The organism is Aeromonas sp. INTO2, from assembly GCF_049860605.1.
GTDB lineage: Bacteria > Pseudomonadota > Gammaproteobacteria > Enterobacterales > Aeromonadaceae > Aeromonas > Aeromonas caviae.
Map to the genome: position 1 here is coordinate 4,732,552 of NZ_CP187588.1, position 18,725 is coordinate 4,751,276.

23 protein-coding genes are annotated in these 18,725 nt (G+C 62.3%); 13 read left to right on the forward strand and 10 right to left on the reverse strand.

The features are described 5' to 3' along the window. The first annotated feature begins 24 nt into the window (after positions 1-24). From cpdA to ACPW74_RS22545, 11 genes are all read left to right on the forward strand, one after another. Positions 25-843, forward strand: coding sequence for a 3',5'-cyclic-AMP phosphodiesterase (gene cpdA / locus ACPW74_RS22495; protein ID WP_041214382.1), 819 nt, complete (start codon positions 25-27; stop codon positions 841-843). A 9-nt stretch (positions 844-852) separates the two neighbouring features. Beyond that, positions 853-1,440, forward strand: a complete 588-nt coding sequence (locus ACPW74_RS22500; RefSeq protein WP_425858474.1) for a YqiA/YcfP family alpha/beta fold hydrolase — start codon at positions 853-855, stop codon at positions 1,438-1,440. A gap of 2 nt (positions 1,441-1,442) precedes the next feature. Continuing rightward, positions 1,443-2,066 carry an NUDIX hydrolase gene (locus ACPW74_RS22505; RefSeq protein WP_425858475.1) on the forward strand — a complete coding sequence of 208 codons (624 nt, stop codon included), beginning with the start codon at positions 1,443-1,445 and terminating at the stop codon, positions 2,064-2,066. Between the two features lie 36 nt (positions 2,067-2,102). Next, positions 2,103-2,507 carry a GFA family protein gene (locus ACPW74_RS22510; RefSeq protein ID WP_039039754.1) on the forward strand — a complete coding sequence of 135 codons (405 nt, stop codon included), beginning with the start codon at positions 2,103-2,105 and terminating at the stop codon, positions 2,505-2,507. Positions 2,508-2,678: 171 nt separating this feature from the next. Next, complete coding sequence (locus tag ACPW74_RS22515) at positions 2,679-2,921, forward strand: DUF1656 domain-containing protein (protein ID WP_039039819.1); 243 nt, start codon at positions 2,679-2,681, stop codon at positions 2,919-2,921. Continuing rightward, the gene (locus tag ACPW74_RS22520; RefSeq protein WP_010672778.1) at positions 2,914-3,780 is read left to right on the forward strand and encodes an efflux RND transporter periplasmic adaptor subunit; all 867 of its coding nucleotides are present in this window, start codon (positions 2,914-2,916) and stop codon (positions 3,778-3,780) included. Before ACPW74_RS22515 ends, ACPW74_RS22520 begins: the two co-directional genes overlap by 8 nt. A 1-nt stretch (position 3,781) precedes the next feature. Continuing rightward, entirely contained in the window at positions 3,782-5,785 is a 2,004-nt protein-coding gene (locus ACPW74_RS22525) for an FUSC family protein (RefSeq protein WP_425858476.1), read from the forward strand. Positions 5,786-5,898: 113 nt separating this feature from the next. Then, complete coding sequence (gene parE / locus ACPW74_RS22530) at positions 5,899-7,809, forward strand: DNA topoisomerase IV subunit B (protein WP_042877707.1); 1,911 nt, start codon at positions 5,899-5,901, stop codon at positions 7,807-7,809. 250 nt (positions 7,810-8,059) lie between these two features. Further along, positions 8,060-10,354, forward strand: a complete 2,295-nt coding sequence (gene parC / locus ACPW74_RS22535; RefSeq protein ID WP_425858477.1) for a DNA topoisomerase IV subunit A — start codon at positions 8,060-8,062, stop codon at positions 10,352-10,354. Between the two features lie 62 nt (positions 10,355-10,416). Further along, positions 10,417-11,055 (forward strand): hypothetical protein, encoded by a 639-nt coding sequence (locus tag ACPW74_RS22540; RefSeq protein ID WP_425858478.1) that lies wholly within the window; start codon positions 10,417-10,419, stop codon positions 11,053-11,055. 230 nt (positions 11,056-11,285) lie between these two features. After that, the gene (locus ACPW74_RS22545) at positions 11,286-11,498 is read left to right on the forward strand and encodes a hypothetical protein (protein WP_408823486.1); all 213 of its coding nucleotides are present in this window, start codon (positions 11,286-11,288) and stop codon (positions 11,496-11,498) included. Between the two features lie 131 nt (positions 11,499-11,629). On the opposite strand, the gene ACPW74_RS22550 is transcribed toward ACPW74_RS22545, so the two are convergent. The 3 genes from ACPW74_RS22550 to ACPW74_RS22560 all read right to left on the reverse strand — a co-directional run bounded on the left by ACPW74_RS22550 (position 11,630) and on the right by ACPW74_RS22560 (position 13,321). Continuing rightward, positions 11,630-12,483 (reverse strand): IS5 family transposase gene (locus ACPW74_RS22550; RefSeq protein WP_425858479.1). Its coding sequence is split into 2 segments (ribosomal slippage): positions 11,630-12,141 and positions 12,141-12,483, totalling 855 coding nucleotides; the frame shifts between segments, so codons are not numbered across the junction. 63 nt (positions 12,484-12,546) lie between these two features. Further along, on the reverse strand, positions 12,547-12,921 hold the full coding sequence (locus tag ACPW74_RS22555; RefSeq protein WP_425858480.1) for a hypothetical protein: 375 nt from the start codon (positions 12,919-12,921) through the stop codon (positions 12,547-12,549). Between the two features lie 148 nt (positions 12,922-13,069). After that, entirely contained in the window at positions 13,070-13,321 is a 252-nt protein-coding gene (locus ACPW74_RS22560; protein WP_039039818.1) for a hypothetical protein, read from the reverse strand. A gap of 247 nt (positions 13,322-13,568) precedes the next feature. Between ACPW74_RS22560 and ACPW74_RS22565 the strand changes: the two genes are divergently transcribed. Beyond that, a complete protein-coding gene (locus ACPW74_RS22565; protein WP_045523112.1) occupies positions 13,569-13,892 on the forward strand; it encodes a hypothetical protein in 324 nt (107 codons plus the stop codon). A 101-nt stretch (positions 13,893-13,993) separates the two neighbouring features. Here ACPW74_RS22565 and atcC read toward each other — a convergent pair whose 3' ends face one another. Genes atcC through atcJ form a run of 4 tightly spaced genes read right to left on the reverse strand, consistent with a single transcriptional unit; the run spans position 13,994 to position 16,538 of the window. Beyond that, the gene (gene atcC / locus ACPW74_RS22570) at positions 13,994-14,896 is read right to left on the reverse strand and encodes a cold adaptation protein AtcC (RefSeq protein WP_201972133.1); all 903 of its coding nucleotides are present in this window, start codon (positions 14,894-14,896) and stop codon (positions 13,994-13,996) included. 11 nt (positions 14,897-14,907) lie between these two features. Then, complete coding sequence (gene atcB / locus ACPW74_RS22575) at positions 14,908-15,675, reverse strand: cold adaptation protein AtcB (protein WP_010672787.1); 768 nt, start codon at positions 15,673-15,675, stop codon at positions 14,908-14,910. Between the two features lie 12 nt (positions 15,676-15,687). After that, the gene (gene atcA / locus ACPW74_RS22580; protein WP_128272295.1) at positions 15,688-16,230 is read right to left on the reverse strand and encodes a cold adaptation protein AtcA; all 543 of its coding nucleotides are present in this window, start codon (positions 16,228-16,230) and stop codon (positions 15,688-15,690) included. A gap of 23 nt (positions 16,231-16,253) precedes the next feature. Further along, on the reverse strand, positions 16,254-16,538 hold the full coding sequence (atcJ, locus tag ACPW74_RS22585; protein WP_024943298.1) for a cold adaptation protein ActJcold adaptation protein ActJ: 285 nt from the start codon (positions 16,536-16,538) through the stop codon (positions 16,254-16,256). A gap of 267 nt (positions 16,539-16,805) precedes the next feature. Here atcJ and ACPW74_RS22590 point away from each other — a divergent pair, with 267 nt between their 5' ends. Further along, on the forward strand, positions 16,806-17,216 hold the full coding sequence (locus ACPW74_RS22590) for an EF-hand domain-containing protein (protein WP_042014966.1): 411 nt from the start codon (positions 16,806-16,808) through the stop codon (positions 17,214-17,216). Between the two features lie 76 nt (positions 17,217-17,292). Here the strand turns inward: ACPW74_RS22590 and ACPW74_RS22595 are convergent, their stop codons facing one another. Genes ACPW74_RS22595 through ACPW74_RS22605 form a run of 3 tightly spaced genes read right to left on the reverse strand, consistent with a single transcriptional unit; the run spans position 17,293 to position 18,725 of the window. Further along, positions 17,293-17,817 carry a protein disulfide oxidoreductase gene (locus ACPW74_RS22595; protein WP_042014965.1) on the reverse strand — a complete coding sequence of 175 codons (525 nt, stop codon included), beginning with the start codon at positions 17,815-17,817 and terminating at the stop codon, positions 17,293-17,295. A 3-nt stretch (positions 17,818-17,820) separates the two neighbouring features. Further along, positions 17,821-17,973 (reverse strand): copper-sensitivity protein C, encoded by a 153-nt coding sequence (locus tag ACPW74_RS22600; RefSeq protein WP_045523120.1) that lies wholly within the window; start codon positions 17,971-17,973, stop codon positions 17,821-17,823. An 11-nt stretch (positions 17,974-17,984) separates the two neighbouring features. Continuing rightward, positions 17,985-18,725, reverse strand: a complete 741-nt coding sequence (locus ACPW74_RS22605; protein ID WP_266139958.1) for a DsbA family protein — start codon at positions 18,723-18,725, stop codon at positions 17,985-17,987.

Consider the following 18,725-nt stretch of genomic DNA (forward strand, 5'->3'; position numbering starts at 1 on the left):
AACCCATAAAAAAGAAGCGTGATTTTGGAAACAGAGCTACCTCAGGCGCCGGACGGCAGTGTGCGCCTGTTACAGATTACCGATACCCATCTCTTCGCCAGTGCCGAGGGGCGGCTGCTGGCCGTGCCCACGGCGCAGAGTCTGGCCGCCGTGCTGGAGCGGGTGCAGGCCAACGAGCACCCGTTCGATCTCATCCTCGCCACCGGGGATCTCTCCCAGGATCACAGCCCGGAGTCGTACCAGCGCTTCGCCTCCATGATGGCGCCCCTGGCTCGCCCCATCTACTGGTTGCCCGGCAACCACGACGACGGCCCCCTGATGACCGAATACCTCCATGCGGCCGGCATCAGCGAGGCCAAGCAACTGGTAGGCGAGCACTGGCAGGTGATCCTGCTGGATACCCAGGTGCGCGGCAAACCCCACGGGGTGCTGGGGGATCACCAGCTGGCGGCCCTGGATCAGGCCCTGCGCCAGCATCCCGAGCGCCACGCCCTCATCGCCCTGCACCATCAGGCGGTGCCGGTGGGCTGCGCCTGGCTGGATCAGCACAACCTCAAGAATGCCGACGACCTGTTCGCCGTGCTGGCCCGCCACCCGCAGCAGAAGACCATACTGTTCGGCCACGTCCATCAGGAGTTTGACGAGGTGCACCACGGAGTGCGGCTCATCGCCAGCCCCTCTACCTGCATCCAGTTCAAGCCGCTCTCCGACGGTTTCGCACTGGACGAATCCGGCCCGGGCTGGCGCTACCTCACCCTGCACCCGGATGGCCGGGTTGCGAGCCAGGTGTGGCGCCTGCCGCTGGGGCAGTTCGTGCCCGACCCCAATGCCACCGGTTACTGAGGGGTTGCCATGAAGCCCGTCCTGCTCTATCTGCACGGTTTCAATTCATCCCCCGGCTCGGCCAAGGCGCAGCAGATGGCGGCCTGGGTGGCAGAGAACAGGCCCGATATCGAGGTGGTGATCCCGGCCCAGCCCAACACCCCTGCGGCCGCCTGGGCTGCCATCGAGCAGGCCATCGCCGACCTGAAGGTCCGCCACGGCAGCGCCCTGCGACTGGGCGCCGTGGGCAGCTCCCTCGGTGGCTTCATGGCCACGCGAGTGAGCGAGATGTACGGTTGCCGCGCCGCCCTCATCAACCCGGCGGTGCGCCCCCACGAGCTGCTCTGCGACTACCTCGGCCCCCAGACCAACCCCTACAGCGGCGAACGCTATGAACTGTTGCCCGGACACATGGACGAGCTCAGAGCGCTGGCGGTGCCGGTGACTGCTCCCGAGCGGCTCTGGGTGCTGCAACAGCAGGAGGACGAGGTGCTCGACTATCGCAAGGCGCTGGACGAATACCGCTTTGCCCGTCTCTCCCTGGAGTGCGGCGGCGGTCACGCCTTCACAGGCTTCGAGCGCTACCCCGCCCAGATCGTCCGTTTCCTCGGGCTCTAGCCGTGCAGCCGCCGTTGGCCGCCTTCCTCGAACAGGTGCAGGCCACGGCCCAGGCGGGGCTCACCTATTCCCGCGATCCCTTCGACATCGCCCGCTTCGAGGCGCTGCGAGCGGCCACGGTGACGCTCATCGCCAGCCAGAGCGAGCTGGCCCCCGACGCCATCGACGACTGGATTGCCCTCGACAGCGGCTATCCCACCCCCAAGCTCGATGTGCGGGCCTTCATTCAGAACGATGCGGGCCATGTCCTGCTGGTGCAGGAGCGCAGTGACGGTTGCTGGACTCTGCCGGGGGGCTGGTGCGACATCGGCGATTCGCCTGCGGACGCCGTGGTGCGGGAAGTGAGCGAGGAGACCGGCCTCGCCTGTCGGGCGGTGCAACTGCTGGCCCTGTTCGACAAGCTCAAGCATCCCCATCCACCTCAGCTGCCCCACGCCCACAAGGCGTTCTTCCTGTGCGAGGTGACGGGGGGCGCTCTGCTTACCGACACCGATGAAACCAAAGGGGCGGGGTACTTCCCCATTGACGCCTTGCCCGAACTCTCCCGCCACCGGGTGGTGGCGTCCCAGCTACGCACCCTGCATGACCATCTTTTACAAGGGCGGCGGGATACCCTGTTCGATTAACCGGTTCGCAGCCTGACACTGCGGCAAGGAGGCAGCATGATCACACGCATCGGCAATACCCCCATCCAGAAGAAACACAAGGCGAGCTGCCACTGCGGCGCCGTGGTGCTGGAGCTGACCCTGCCGGATGGCGTGGTGGATCCGCGCCGCTGCGACTGCTCCTTCTGTCGGCGGCGTGGGGCCATCGTCGCCTCGGTGCCGCTCTCCGGCATCCGCATCCTGCAAGGGGAGGCGGCGCTTCGCTGCTACCAGTTCAACACCCGCACCGCGAAACACTACTTCTGCAGCGTCTGCGGCATCTACACCCATCACCAGCGCCGATCCAATCCGGCGGAATATGGCTACAACCTCGCCTGTCTGGAGGGGGTCAACCCGTTCGATCTGGGAGAGGTGCCGACCCGGGACGGGGTGCATCACCCGGCAGATACCGTGGCCGATTGAACGCGAGGTGACTGCACCGACGGGTGGCGGGGAGGACGGGCGAGGCGTTGTCGTGCCACTCCCGTGACGACACCTCAGGGGGTCATCTGCTTGTGTAGCCCCCGCCACGGCTGTGTTAACCTTGCCCTGTCCGTCTCCCGGCGGACCCCGGCCTCTCTCTTCATTCCATCTCTGCCAACAGGGGGCACACCCGTGACGACTGCTTCAGCGCTGCCGGATCTGATCCTCGGGGCCTCGCTCTACTTTCCGCCCCTGTTCAAGGCTGTGCTGCTCGGCCTGCTGGGCTGGCTGCCGCTGCACCATCTGCTGCGGGACTGGCTCTACGGCGGCGAGGTCTGGCACCCCCTGCTGATGGATCTCTCCCTCTTCATCCTCGCCGTCAGCGGCGCCCTATGGATATTGCTACATGGCTAAATCACCCCTTGCGACCCTCAAATACTTCTCCACCCTGCTGGTCTTTGCCCTGGCGCTGGTGTCGCTCTGGTGGCTGTGGAACGACTACATGCAGGGCCCCTGGACCCGGGATGGCAAGGTGCGGGCCGAGCTGGTCAGCATCACGCCCCAGGTGTCGGGCAAGATCGTCAGGATAGGGGTCAAGGACAACCAGCTGGTGAAGGCGGGGGAGCTGCTCTTCACCCTGGATCCCGAGCCCTATCGCATCGCGCTGGACAACGCCAGCGCGGCCCTGGCCAAGGCCAGGTCGGATCTCGACAAGGCGGAGCACGAGGCGAACCGTCGCCAGAGCCTCTCCCGCACCGTTATCTCCGCCGAGGCGGTGGATGAATCCAGGCTCAATGCCCAGGCGATGAAGGCGGCCTATGAGGTGGCCCAGGCCAATCTGGAGCAGGCCAGATGGTCCCTTGCCCGGACCGAGGTCCATGCCGCGAGCGACGGCTACATCACCAACCTGCAGGCCAGGGTCGGCAACTACGCCACCGCCGGGGTGCCCCTGGTGGCCCTGATAGACACCCACTCCTTCTATGTGCAGGGCTATTTCGAAGAGACCAAGCTCAGGCACATCGCCCCCGGCAAACCGGCCGAGGTGGTGCTCTACAGCGGGGATCGGGTACTCAGGGGGGAGGTGGAAAGCATAGGGCGCGCCATTCACGATCAGAGCCTGGAAGGCAGCGAGGGGCTGCTGCTCGACGTCAAGCCGAACGTGCCCTGGGTGCGCCTGGCCCAGCGGGTGCCGGTGCGGATCAGGCTGCTGGCGATTCCCCCGGATCTGGTCTTGATCGCGGGCACGACCTGTACCATCACCATAGGGGACTAGGGTGATCCCCTCGCTCTGGCGCCAGACCCCCTGGGGCAAGGCCAACGGCGGCCAGTGGCGTTATGCCCTGCGCAATGCCCTGGCCATGTGCCTGTCGCTCTGGTTGGCGTTCGTGCTGCAACTCGACTCTCCCTACTGGGCCATGACCTCCGCCGCCGTGGTGAGCTTTCCCACCGTGGGGGGCGTCATCAGCAAGAGCCTGGGGCGGGTGGTGGGCAGCCTCATCGGCGCCATGGCGGCGGTGATGATCACCGGCCTTGGCATCGGTGATCCCTGGCTCTTCAGCCTGCTTATCGCCCTCTGGCTGGGGGGTTGCACCTACATCTCCAACCACCATCAGAACAACGTCTCCTACGGTTTCGCCCTGGCGGGCTATACCGCCGCCATCATCGCCTTCTCCTGCGTCAACCTGACCGACCCGCAACATATCTTCGACATCGCCCAGGCCCGGGTGAGCGAGGTGATCGTCGGCATCCTCTGCGGCGGCCTGATGATGATGATCCTGCCGAGTTTCTCCGATGGCGAGACCCTGCTGGACTCCCTTGGCAAGAGCCAGACCCGGCTGCTGGAACATGCCCAACTGCTCTGGCTCGGGGAGACGGGCGCCGATGTGCGCACCGCCCACGAGGGGGTGATCGGTCAGATCCTCACCCTGAACGTGCTGCGCATCCAGGCAGTCTGGAGCCACCACCGCCTGCTTCGCCACAACCAGTTGCTGAACTATCTGCTCCATCGCCAGCTGAGGATGGTCAGCCTCATCTCGGGGCTGCGCCGCATGCTGCAACACTGGCCAGAGGACGCCGTCGACCCGGCCCCCATGCTGGCCGCCGTGCTGCGGGAGCTGGGACAGGGGGGCTGCGACAAGCTGCGCATTGCCCGCCTGATGGCGCCCTTCGTGGCCCGCTCGGGGGATGATTATCGCTGTCAGGCCTTCTGGCTGCGGCTGCGCCACTTCTGCTGGAGCTACCTGGAGTGTCAGCGCTGGCTGGAAAGGCTGGCCCGCCACGATGGCCAGGAGTGGCCGGCGCCGCCGCGCCACAGCTCTCTGACCAGCCACACCGACGGCCTGGAGGCGGCCTACAACGGGGGGCGTACCTTCCTCTGCGTGATGCTGGGTTGCACCTTCTGGATCCACACCCAGTGGGATGCGGGCGCCGCGGCCCTGACCCTGCTCTCCATCTGCTGCGTGCTCTATTCCGCCACCCCGGCCCCGGCCAAGGGGGCCCAGACCATGCTCAAGGCCATCGTGCTGCTCAGCTTTATCTGCTTCGGGGTCAAGTTCGGGCTGATGATCCGCATCGACGACTTCTGGATCTTCTGTGCCCTGCTGTTCCCCGCCCTCATCACCCTGCAACTGCTGAAATTGCAGCGCCCCCAGGGGGCGGCGCTCTGGGGCCAGCTCATCGTGCTGCTCGGCTCCTTCCTCGCCATCACCAATCCGCCGAGCTACGACTACCTCGCCTTCGTCAACAGCAGCCTCGCGCAGGCATTGGGGGTGATGAGCGCAGGGCTGGCGTTCCAGCTCCTGAGGCCCAGCTCGGATCGGCGCAAGAGCCGCCGCCTGATGCATCGTCTGCGGCGGGATTTCGTGGACCAGCTGGCCCCGGCCCCGCATCAGAGCGAGGGGGAGTTTGAATCCCGGGTCTATCACGCGGTGAGCCAGCTCAGCCAGAGTCAGGATCAGGGGGCCCGGCTCTGGGTGCTGCGCTGGGGCGTGGTGCTGCTCAATTGCAGCCACATCGTCTGGCAGCTCAGGCTCTGGCGCAGCCGGGATCCGGCCCTCTATCTGGTGCGGGACGGCTGTCTGCGCTGCCTGAAAGGCATTCTGACCGAAGGGGGCGTGCAGCACGAGACCCTGGGGCGCACCCTGGCGGAGCTGGACCGCATCAGCCTGGGGCTGGGAGAACATGCAGACCCGGCGGCCCGGGCACTGGCGGGGCTGGTGTGGCGACTCCACTGCTCCCTCTCCCAGCTTGTGCAGGCCCTGCCCGGGGAACCCGCCTGATCCCGGGCGGGGAGGCCGGAGCCCCTCTGGATCACCCTTTACGAGCGCCCCATTTGTCCCGGGCCCTCCCAGCGAGTAAGATTCCCCCCAAACGTCAATTCGCAAGGCCCTCCATGTCCACTCAATACAATGCGGATGCCATTGAGGTCCTCAATGGCCTTGAACCGGTGCGTCGCCGCCCCGGCATGTACACCGACACCACCCGGCCCAATCACCTCGGCCAGGAGGTCATCGACAACAGCGTCGACGAGGCGCTGGCGGGTCACGCCCGCAATCTGGAGGTGATCCTGCACGAGGATCAGTCCCTCGAGGTGATCGACGACGGTCGCGGCATGCCGGTGGACATCCACCCGGAGGAAGGGGTCTCCGGCGTGGAGCTGATCCTCTGCAAGCTGCACGCGGGGGGCAAGTTCTCCAACAAGAACTATCAGTTCTCCGGCGGCTTGCACGGGGTGGGGATCTCCGTGGTGAACGCCCTCTCCGATCGGGTAGAGGTGACGGTGCGCCGCGACGGCCAGGTCTATGACATCGCCTTCGAGCGTGGCGAGAAAGTGCAGGAGCTGACCATCACCGGCACCTGCGGACGCCGCAACACCGGCACCCGGGTGCGCTTCTGGCCAGAGGCGCGCTACTTCGATTCGCCGCGCTTCTCGGTCTCCAAGCTCGAGCACCTGCTCAAAGCGAAAGCCGTGCTCTGCCCGGGCCTCACCATCAAGTTCCTCGACAAGAACACCGGCATCAAGTTGGAGTGGTGCTACGAAGACGGCCTCAAGGATTACCTCATCGATGCGGTCAAGCAGTTCACCTGCCTGCCGGAGCAGCCCTTCGTCGGCTCTTTCAGCTCCGAGCAGTCGGCGGTGGACTGGGCCCTGTGCTGGTTGCCGGAAGGGGGCGAATGCCTCGCCGAATCCTATGTGAACCTCATTCCCACCGCGCTCGGTGGCACCCATGTCAACGGCCTGCGCCAGGGGTTGCTCGACGCCATGCGCGAGTTCTGCGAGTTCCGCAACCTCTTGCCCCGCGGGGTCAAGCTCACCCCGGAAGACATCTGGGATCGCTGCGCCTACATCCTCTCCATCAAGATGCAGGACCCGCAGTTTGCCGGCCAGACCAAGGAGCGTCTGTCGTCCCGCCAGAGCTCGGCCTTCGTGTCGGGCGTGGTGAAGGATGCCTTCAGCCTTTACTTGAACAGCAACACCGAGCTGGCCGAACAGCTGGCGGAGCTCTGCATCTCCAGCGCCCAGCGCCGGATGCGCGCCGCCAAGACGGTGGTGCGCAAGAAGATAACCCAGGGCCCGGCCCTGCCCGGCAAGCTCACCGACTGCGGCTGCGCCGATCCCATGCAGGGGGAGCTCTTCCTGGTGGAGGGTGACTCCGCGGGCGGCAGTGCCAAGCAGGCGCGGGATCGCGAGTTTCAGGCCATCATGCCGCTGCGCGGCAAGATCCTGAACACCTGGGAGGTGGAGGCCGGTCAGGTGCTCGCCTCGCAAGAAGTACACGACATCTCGGTGGCGATCGGGCTCGACCCGGATTCCGACGACCTCAGTGGCCTGCGCTACGGCAAGGTGTGCATCCTCGCGGATGCGGACTCGGACGGTCTGCACATCGCCACCCTGCTCTGCGCCCTCTTTGTGAAGCACTTCCGCACGCTGGTGGAAAAGGGCCATGTCTATGTGGCCATGCCGCCCCTCTATCGTATCGACATCGGCAAGGAGGTCTTCTACGCCCTCGACGAGGACGAGAAGAACGGCGTGCTGCAACGGGTCGAGGCCGAGAAGAAGAAGGGCAAGGTGATGGTGACCCGATTCAAGGGGCTGGGTGAGATGAACCCCAAGCAGTTGCGGGAAACCACCATGGATCCCAACACCCGCCGCCTGGTGCAGCTCACCATGGGCGCGGAAGGAGGGGCAGAAGGGGAAGATGGGGACGAGACCCTGCAACTGATGGACATGCTGCTGGCCAAGAAGCGCGCCGGTGATCGCCGCGAATGGCTGGAAGAGAAGGGCAACCTCGCCATCATCTAAAGCGAGTCGCAAGTACCCCGGCCCTCCCCTTCGCAAGGGGAGGGGGCCAAGCCTCTCCTCCCCCTCATGGAGGGGGAGGTTGGGAGGGGGTCTTGTGATTCACCGTCGGCCCCCTGCCGACCCGCATTTCCGGCGTGCCCTCTGAGGGCGCGCCATAGCAAGAGAACAACCTTATGAGTGATGCTATCGAGCTCAGTCTGTTGGATGAAGTAGAGCGCCAACCAGCTCCCGAACCGAAAGAGAAAATCACATGAGTGATGCTATCGAGCTCAGTCTGGACGGGGTAGAGCGCCAGCCAATGCGCACCTTTACCGAACAGGCTTACTTGAACTACTCCATGTACGTCATCATGGATCGGGCCCTGCCGCATATCGGCGACGGCCTCAAGCCCGTGCAGCGGCGCATCATCTACGCCATGAGCGAGCTGGGTCTGTCGGCGCTGTCCAAGCACAAGAAGTCAGCCCGTACCGTGGGTGACGTGCTGGGTAAGTACCACCCCCATGGCGACATCGCCTGTTATGAAGCCATGGTGCTGATGGCCCAGCCCTTCTCCTACCGCTACCCGCTGGTGGATGGTCAGGGCAACTGGGGGGCGCCGGACGATCCCAAATCCTTCGCCGCCATGCGATATACCGAGGCGCGGCTGTCGCGCTTCTCCGAACTGCTGCTCTCCGAGCTCGGCCAGGGCACGGTGGAGTGGACGCCGAACTTCGACGGCACCATGAAGGAGCCGGTGGTGCTGCCCGCCCGCCTGCCGCACATCCTGCTCAACGGGGTGACCGGCATCGCAGTGGGGATGGCGACCGATATCCCGCCCCACAACGCGCGGGAAGTGGCCCACGCCTGCGTGGAGCTCTTGGACAACCCCAATGCCGGCCTGGATGCCCTGATGGCCCATGTGCAGGGGCCGGACTATCCGACCAACGCCGAGATCATCACGCCCCGCGACGACATCCGCAAAATCTACGAGACCGGCAAGGGCTCCATCAAGCAGCGGGCGGTCTGGAGCGAAGAAGATGGCGACATCGTCATCACGGCGCTGCCCCATCAGGCCTCAGGCGCCAAGATCATGGAGCAGATTGCCGCCCAGATGGTGGCCAAGAAGCTGCCCATGGTCACCGATCTGCGCGATGAGTCGGACCACGAAAACCCGACCCGTCTGGTGATAGTGCCGCGCTCCAACCGGGTGGACGTGGAGGGGCTGATGGCCCACCTGTTCGCCACCACGGATCTGGAGAAGAACTACCGGGTCAACCTCAACATCCTGGGTCTGGACAACCGGCCCCAGGTGAAAGACCTCAAGACCATCCTCACCGAGTGGCTGAGCTTCCGTCGCGAGACGGTGCGCCGCCGCCTGCAGTATCGCCTCGACAAGGTGCTGGCTCGCCTGCACATCCTCGAAGGTTTGCTCATTGCCTACCTCAATATCGACGAGGTGATCGAGATCATCCGTACCGAGGAGGAGCCGGGCCGGGTGATGATGGAGCGTTTCAACATCAGCGAGACCCAGGCCGAAGCGATCCTCGAGCTGAAACTGCGCCACTTGGCCAAGCTCGAAGAGTTCAAGCTGCGCGCCGAGCAGAATGAATTGGCGGAAGAGCGCGACAAGCTGGAACTGATCCTGGGTTCCGAGCGCCGTCTCAGCACCCTGCTGAAAAAAGAGATCCAGGCGGATGCCGAGAAGTACGGCGACGATCGCCGTACCCCGCTGGTGGAACGTGCCACCGCCGTGGCGCTGACCGAGAAGGAGCTCACCCCGAGCGAGCCGGTCACCGTGATCCTCTCTGACAAGGGCTGGGTGCGCGCCGCCAAGGGCCACGACGTGGATGTGGAGGGCCTCTCCTACAAGGCGGGGGACGGTTATCTGGCCCACGCCCATGGCCGCAGCAACCAGCAGGCGGTGTTCCTCTCCACCCTGGGGAGAACCTACTCCCTGGAGGCCCACACTCTGCCCTCCGCCCGCAGTCAGGGCGAGCCGCTCACCGGCCGCTTCGCGCTGGGGGCCGGGGAAGAGGTGCGCCATCTGGTGATGGGTAACGAGGGCGAGCCGTATCTCATCTGTTCTGACGCCGGCTACGGCTTCGTCTGCAAATACGACGACCTGATTGGCAAGAACAAGAACGGCAAGGCGCTGCTCACAGTGCCGGAAGGGGGCATCGTCATGGCGCCCCAGAAGATAGGCGCGCCGGACACCGATCTCTGCATGGCCATCTCCAACGAAGGGCGCATGCTGCTGTTCCCGCTCAATACCCTGCCGGTACTCGGCAAGGGCAAGGGCAACAAGCTCATCAGCATCCCCTCTGCGCGCGTGAAGGCGCGGGAGGAGTTTGTGGTGATGGCCGCCGTCATCCCCCAGGGCCAGTCGGTGACCCTGTTTGCCGGCAAGCGCAAGCTCACCCTCAAGCCATCTGACCTTGACTACTACCGCGGCGAGCGCGGCCGCCGTGGCGCCAAGCTGCCCCGCGGCTTGCAGCGAGTCGATCGCATCGAGATTGAACCCGTCGCCGGCGCCGAGCCGGTAGCCGGGGAAAATCAGGAAGGGTAATTAATATAGAAGGGCGCGAAAGCGCCCTTTCTATTTAAATCAAAATGTACTTTGGTGGATATATGTACGATTTCATTAAGGATTTCTCCCCCATTATTGTAGCTATAATTGCTTTGTTTGTGCCGATATACCAAGCGCAACGAGAGAGAAAGGAAAACTTCAAAAAGGAACATCAAATAAAAATCTTTGAAAAATTGCTTGCAGTATCTAGTACATTAAATATTGTTTGTGATGAATTGTCATTAAAGGCTCTCATCTGGCGTATTAATGATGTGGATGAAAAAACAGTTGATGTTGCACTGAGAATGGATGTTGCAGTGAAACTGGAGCATGAAACTTTATTATTTTGTAACGAATTGGAATGTCACGAAATTTTAAATCCATTGTTATTTCGTACTACTCGCTACATGATACAAGCAAGGCTTTACGAATTATCAAGAGAGCAGCCTTACCTTGAGCTAAGTAATTACCTTGGCAAACTAGAGTGGGTTTCTAGGGAGATAGCCTGTTTTTCTAGAGATCTAGTTTCATGTTTACAGAATGAAATCTATGGCGAGCTATTTAAGACGAATGTTTCACCACGAGAAACCACGAACAATGCCTTGAAGGTAATAAGAAATGAGCCTAGGGGATTATATGAGCTTTTAGAATATGTACAGTGTGAAACCGCATATGGTAAGGAAGTATTGAAGGTGAGTTAACATTGATGGGTAATGGGTCTGTTGGTTTGATTTTAGTTGTGTTTTATTCTCGTAAAGGAATTAGACATTAGCGAAAATCGGTTGCCTCTGTCCTGCTGTAACCCCTCCTCTCTTCCCGTTTTCCAAACGCCACTGGGCCAATGGCACGGACGATTACGCTTCGCTAATCGACCCTACTCGTCCCCGCTCGCTAAGCTTGAAGGGGAGTGTACAAAGCCAGGAGGCCAATCATGGAGATCGACAAAGCCATCGGGCTGATCGAGGCCCACGGAGTCTTTCACGGGGATCACTACAGCTTCAACAGCGACGAGTTCGTGCAGTGGTGCCAGGAAGATACTCACCAGCCCCTCAGCCTGGAGCAGGCCAATCACGATCTGGCGCCCTTCTGCATCCGGATCGGTTTCGCCGAGCCGGTCCGGTCGTGGCGTTACTATCTCACCTGAACTACTTCACCTGAGAGGTGACGCAGAGGGCGGGAGGAGCCGCGCGATGCGGTGAATCAGTGAAAAAGGAGCCGGCAAGGCTCCTTTCTTGTGATGGGCAGGGCGCTGGGCGAGGGCCCTAGGCTGTGTTCTCAAAATGCTGGTTTTCTGTCCACACATAACTCGCGCAAGTAGCGAAGGCAGAAAGCCAGTTTGATAAAGGCTGCAAAACTCTTGGCTAGCTTTTCATATCTCGTTGAAAACCGGCGAAACTTCTTCAACCAACCGAAGCACCGCTCCACGACATTGCGCCTGCGGTAATGCACCTTGTCCAGTACCAATGGACGCCCCTTATGGCGCCGTTGCTGGTCGCTGCGTTGCGGAATGACCGCTTTTATCCTTCTCCGCCGTAGCTCGGCTCGAAAGGCTTTGCTGCTATAGGCCTTGTCTGCGGCAAGATGCGCTGGCCGTGTTCGGTAGCGACCTGATGACGTTGGTATCCTCGCCATGGCCAACGCACTTGTCGCATATCTGATTTCCGCTGATTGCCCCGGCGAAAGGCAGAACCCCAGCGGTAAACCATTACCATCAGTGACCAAGTGAATTTTGCTGCCAAAACCACCACGAGAGCGACCAAGTGCTTGATTCACCGGAGTGTTTTTTTACGCGCTCCGGCAGCATCTTTGGATGCTCTGACATTGGAGCCGTCCAGGCACCACAGGTCGAAATCGATGAGCCCTTCTTCATTGAGCTTGAGTTGCAGCGCTTCCAGAATGGCATCAATCCGGCCTGTATCCTGCCAACGCCGGAAGGTGTTGTAGACCGAATTCCATGGTCCGAAACGTTCTGGAAGGTCTCGCCAAGGAGCTCCGGTGTGGAGTATCCAGAGAATGCCATCGAGCACTTGGCGCGGTTCACGGGTAGGGCGCCCGATCAGGCTTCGAGAAGGAAACTGGGGCTCGATAAGCCCCCATTGTGCATCAGTCAGCTGATAACGGCGGGACACGGAATGGATCTTAAGCTGTTGAGAAGATGTGAGATTATATCTTCATCACTTTAAGAACACAGCCTAGTTGTCGAAGTTCCAGGCGATGGGCTGCTCAAAGTCGAAGACAAGCGCATCCCCGTCGAGGGTGAAGGCCACGCTGGTCTGGTGCTGGTCGTATTCGTCGATAAGGCGGCAGCTCTCGGAAAAGTTGGATTCGTAGCCGAGGCGAGCAGTGCCGCCGGTGCGAGCCTCGTCGAGTTCCACCCCCAGCACCCGCAGGGGATCCTTCTGGCTGAGCTTGACCCGGCTGTCACCCACATCCACCAGCCGCTCCAGCAGGGGGAAGAAGTCCTGCTTGTTGGCCTCGATGGCCTGGGCGATGGCTTGCTCCAGCTCGGTGGCGCTGGCAAGGGCGGGATCCAGCGTGTAGCGGGTCTGGATGCTTTCCTGAGTCATATTGTGCTCCTTGGGGCAATGAACCTGCGTCGGCCATCAGCACGATAGGCGGTGAACAAGGTGTGCCTAGCCATTAAATAAGGTGGTGATTCATTCTGGTGGATAAAACCATCATAAAAAACCGATGAAGGCAGCATATTGCTTCTCGTCAGGCGGGAATGCGGCCATTGCGCACCAGGGCCCGGCGGATATTTTTGCACATCTTGCCGAAGCGGTTGAGCTCGTCGAAGCTGGGCGGGATGCCGCGATCGATCTGATATTGCCAGTAGCAGAGGTCCGTATCCACCAGCTCCATCAGCTTCTTGGGGCAGCCGATGCAGGTGTTGTCCGGCCCGCATTTGAAGGTATCCGGTTGATAGAGCGGAAATTCCGCCTTCACGGCGTCGATGATCTGCTGCATGGCGGTCATGCGGTCCGGCTTTCTGCTCACGGTCTGGCTCCCCGGCGGCTTGTATGGGGGAGTCATTATATCCCTGACAAAATGTGGGCCAATGACGCTTAGGAGGTAGTCCGACTTGCGTGCACGCCACCGCACCCCGGATCCTGCGCCTGCTTCCCCCCTGGTAGCCTCTTCTGTCTGGCGCCGTTTCGGGTCATGATGAAAGCTCCGAACGAATCACTTTTTGACTGACCCCTCTGGAGGTGTGATGAGACCCTGTGCCCTGCTGTTGCTTTTTCCCCTGGTGTGCCAGGCCGAGGCCAGCCCGAGTGAACCCGTGCAGGAAGGTACCCTGGCCAATCAGCAGTTGATCCGGGATGCCATGGTGGGGGTCGCATCCTGGGTGGCCACCAAGGGGTGTGACGCGCCGGAGCGCTTCGTGCCCGTGGTGTTGCAACTTCCCGAGGGGGAGCCGGGCAGTCGCCACTGGCAGGAGCGCTGGACGGTGACGGGCTGTGGCAACGACTATCCCGTGGTGATCGATTTTCGGGAGACCGGGATGCAGAGCGCCATGTGGACCATTGCCCGATAGGGTCGGCGCCGCCATCTGCGAGCTGCAAAGATGACAACGCCCGGCAAGCCGGGCGTTGTGGGAGGAGAGGCAAGTGCCGTCCTGCAAGGGTGCATGGCCCCTTAGAAGTCGTGGTAGAGGGGCCAGCCGAGCAGGGGGTGGCGGATCCCGGCGCGCATCTCCATGTTGTCGAGCTTCTCCGGCGAGGCGTCCTCTTTTTGCAACTGCTGGTACTGACGCACAAACCCCAGGGTATGCAGCAGGTTCGGCACAAAGCCCGGGCTCAGCTCCTGACGCAGGGCGGCGGCCATGTCGGCGGGCAGCGCGCTCAGCATCAGGGCAAGCTGGGCAGCGAGGTAGTCAGTGTCGTACCAGCCCTCGTCGAGCTCAATCTCCCGCGCCAGTTTGCGCTTGAGATCCTGCTTCACCTTGAGCGGGGCGGCGCCACTGCCCTTGCCGCAGAGGATGCGGTAGAGCAGCGCTTCGGCCAGCTTGTCCTCCATGGTGGGGTGGTCGCTCTCGCAGGCGAAGAAGTGCTGGTCGATGAGCTCCATCAGGCGGCTCTTGTTGTGCTCGGTCAGCGCCTTCTCGTACTCCTGCCACCCTTGCCACTCCTCCACATCGGGGGGGCTGGAGATCTTGTCCAGCAGGCGGGCATCCACGTCACCGTAGAGGCTGTTGCCAGCCTGCTTGGGGCTGACGGTGATGAGCATGGACCAGCCCTTCTGGAACGGCTTGATGGGGCCTTCCGGCGCCTGCAACAGGGCCAGGGCCTTGGCCGGGTCCCGTTGGGATAGCTCCTGCAGGCCGAGGCTCACCACGCCGATGACGTCGTGGGCGGCCTGCTCCAGCAGGTGCATCTTGTACTTGTTGTAGTACTTGTCGGCGAATTTGAGGCTCATCAGCACCGCCTTGCCTTTGATGGCGGCCAGCTGCTGCTGACTCAAGAGTTCGTTGTCGCGGCCAAAGCGCAGCACCTGGGTCAGAAAGGGGCCCTGGTTGGCATCGCGAATGACTAACTGCATGAATGGGCTCCTTAATCCAGAAAGCTGAACATGTCGTCGACGTCACCGTACTCGTCTTCCTCGACCTTGTTCTTCTCTTTGGCCTGCATCACCAGCTCGGCGGCAAACTTGTTGATGATGCCGTCCCAGGTGGAGTGTTCGTTGCGCAGCAGCGACTTGATGGATTTTTCCACCTCGGGGGCCAGCTCGCGAATGAGCATCAAGAGGCTGCGCGGGTCGTCCAGCGCGTAGTCGTGGCTGTCTTCGGCCTGCTGGCGCTCGCTGTAGCGCAGGGACTCTTCGAGATCTTCCTCTTCGGCGTGCAGCACGTCGCGATAGCCCTCGTCCTCTTCATAGCGATCGCCGCGATAGAACTCGATAAAGGGGATGGCGAGGTAGAAGAGACCGGCCGGATCTTCGGCCACGCACTCGAGGATCTCCCGCTGCTTGGCTTCGCTCTCCTGGGTGCGGATCAAGTAGTTGAGGAAGTCGAAGGTGTGCTGTTGCAGCTCGTCGGCGTTGTTCTTGATCGCCTCTTCCCAGTAGAGGGGCTGCTGGCAGACGATGTCGCGGATCCGCTCCGGGGTCATCAGCTCGGAGATGATGGAGGGGAAGGAGATGTCGTGCTGGCCGTTGATCTGGGTCAGGGTAACGATATCAATGTTTTCAATCACTTCTGCCAGCTGGTCGTCAGACATGGTCTTGGCGATCAGCTCGAACTTCTCGCTGGCCTGCTTCGGCTCGATGACGGCCAGCTCTTTGATCTCGATGGCGGTAATTTCTATCAGACTGTTGCTCATGCCTTGCCCCAATTAGAAACGGACTTCGTCGTACATATCCTGATCGCCGTCGTCATCACCATAGCGGTCACTGCCGCCGTGGTAGTCGGCGTCGGCATCTTCCCCGTCTTCCTCTTCTTCGTCCCGCAGCTCGTAATCGTCATCAGCGCGGTGGCTGCCGCGTGGCAGCGGGTTGTCCAGCAGGAACAGCACGGCGCAGGCTTCCATCAGCTGATCTTCGCTCTGTGCCCGCACCGCCTTGACCAGCGGCAGGACGGCGTTGCTGAAGCCGACGCTCACCTTGAACTCGTCCCAGGAGGGCTGCTCGCCGCTGGCGAGCCACTTGTTCCACTGCGACTTGGCCTTGGGCGGGAACTGCACCCGGCCATAGAGGGCGAGCGGCAGGTATTCGGGCATAAACTCCAGCATGCTCATGTCGGCCAGCAGCAGGGCCTTCATCTGGTCGGTGAACTGCTCGAGCCCCTTGGGGTCATCCTGATCCCGGTAGGATTCGATGTTCTCGCTGGCATCGCTTTGCAGGGCCTTGAGCCGTGCCTGGTCCCATTTTTTTTGCATAGTCGCTCTTCTTGCCTGGTGGCTCAGGGGTAGAACTGGTCCCACATCTCCTGCATGGCAGCAGCGGGATCGGTCACGATGACGTTGTTGAAATCCTTGATAAAGGCGGCCCGCTGTTTCGGATCGGACAGCACTTCATAAGCCTGCTTTACCTGGTGCAGCCGGGCGGCTGCCTGCTCTTTCTCTTCTTCGCTCGCCCCGTGCAGCTTGTCGGGGTGGTACTGGTTCGACAGCCGTCGATAGGCTTTCTTGATGTCGTTTTCACTGGCGTTGGACTTGACGCCCAGCACCCGGAAGTAGTTGTTCATGACGGATCCTGCCTCACTGGCATGGTGGAATTCATCCTGTGTCGGCCTGGTGGCGGAACGTCGGCAAACCAGGCTCGGCAAAAACCGGAGATTTTAACGGAAAGCCGGCGCCTCTGCCATGAAAGTGCGGTCTTTCTGTACGAAAAGAGCGGGCGGTGCGAGATGGCGGCGGGGCTACACTGGCAGAGGGGGGCGGCAGGCCCCGGCGTTGCCCGGCCCCCTCTTGTCCGAACCATCCGGATTCTGCCGTCACAAGGAGTCATCGCCATGGTCAAGTCCGCGTTTTTCGTGCTCGCGCTGGCAGGCAGTGCCGCCTCTGCAAGCGACATATTGCCCGCCTCGCCGCTGATGGGGGATGTCACCAGGGCCCAGTTCATGGAGCGCGCCGCCCAGCGCTTCGCCCTGCAGGACAAAAACGGTGACGGCGTGCTGTCGGTTGCCGAGAAAGAGGCCAACCTGGCAAAGCTGGCTGGCGTAATGCAACAGGCTGGCAAGCCGGTCCCGGAGCGGATGAGCCAGCTCAAGCCGTCGCGGGAGACCACCAGGGCCCAGTTCATGGCGCGGCAGGAGGCGCTCTTCACTCGCCTGGACAAGAACGGTGACGGAGTGATCGGGGAGTCTGAGCGTCTCGACATCAAGGCCAATCTGGAGAAGCGGGCGATGGAGGCCGCCCAATAGGACGGGTTGTCAGCCCTCTGATGAAAAAGAGCCCGGTAGCGATACCGGGCTCTTTGCATCTCTGGCATGAAGGGGGCTACCAGCTTGCCCAGAGCAGCCGCAACCTGAGCCCCCAGGCGCTGCTCCAGCCGGTGGTGCTGCTCACCAGAGCCCCATCCTTGATGACGAGGAAGGTTGGCGTCACCCCCACCTGCCAGCGGGCGGCCAGATCCCCGGACTCGTCGTTGTGGGTGGGGAAGGTCAGCCCCTTCTTCGCCATCCCGGCGCGCAACGGCTCATCGCTGCCGGAGCGCAGGGCCACCGTCAGCACATTTTCACCCTCCTGCCAGAGCTGCTCCACCGTGGGAGTGGTGAAGCGGCACACCCCGCACCAGCTGGCCCAGTAGTAGACCAGCAGGGGCTTGCCGCGGCTCTGCTCGGCCAGAGTGGTGGTGGTGCCGTCCTGCAGGGTGAAGGGGGCCTCCATGGCACCCGCCGGCAGGGTGGGGCTGCGCCACAGATCCACCAGGGTGGTGATGACGAGCGCCATCAGCAGCAGCCAGAGCGCCTCCTTGCCCCAGCGGCGCCAGCGGGGGGCCTTTATGCCTGCATCCTCGGCCATGGCTTAGCTCCGCTTGGCCAGCTCGGCTTTGACCAGCTGCTCCAGCTCGTCATAGGGAATGGCACCCGGCACCAGCTGGTTGCCGATAAGGGTCGCCGGGGTGCCTTGCACGCCGAGCAGGGTGCCGATGCGCAGTCGGTGTGGCCGCAGCTCCATCAATGGCCTCCTCATGCTCGCTTGGCCAGCTCGGCTTTGACCAGCTGCTCCAGCTCGTCATAGGGCACGGCGCCCGGCACCAGCTGGTTGCCGATCAGCATCGCCGGGGTGCCCTGCACGCCAAGGAGGGTGCCAATGCGAAGGCTGTTGCGCAGCTCTTCGGTGGCCTTGCCTGCGGGCTTGAGGGTCAGGTTGTCGGTGGCGGCCAGCGCCTTGTTGATGTCCGTCTCGGTCAGCATCCCCTGCTTGCTCATGAGCTTGTCGTGCAGGGAGAGGAAGCGGGCAGGATCCTGTTGCCACAGGGTCAGGCTGTACTGGGCCGCCTTGGCGGAGGTCTGCCCCTTGAACGGCAGCAACTTGATCACCAGCCCCAGATCGTCCGGATAGGCCGCGAGCAGCTTGGCGACCGCCGGGTCGAACTGCTTGCAGTAGGGGCAGTTGTAGTCGGTGAACAGCACCAGGGTCAGCTTGGGATGCTTGGCACCGAGGCGCGGGCTGGTGGGGCTGTTGAACAGCACATCCTGGTTGCCCTTGATGAAGTCACCCATCTGGGCTTGCTGGGTCGCGGCGTTCTGCTTCTCCCAGGATTCGGCTGCCTCGTCGAGGATCCCGGGGTTGGCGATCAGGGTCTCGCGAATGAGCTCCTTGATGCGGGCCTCCTGCTCCGGGGTGAAGGGGGCGGCGTGCAGCGTGGGGGTGCCCAGGGTGGCGGCTACCAGGGCGGTGCAGAGGGTCAGGGTTCGCAGTCTCAT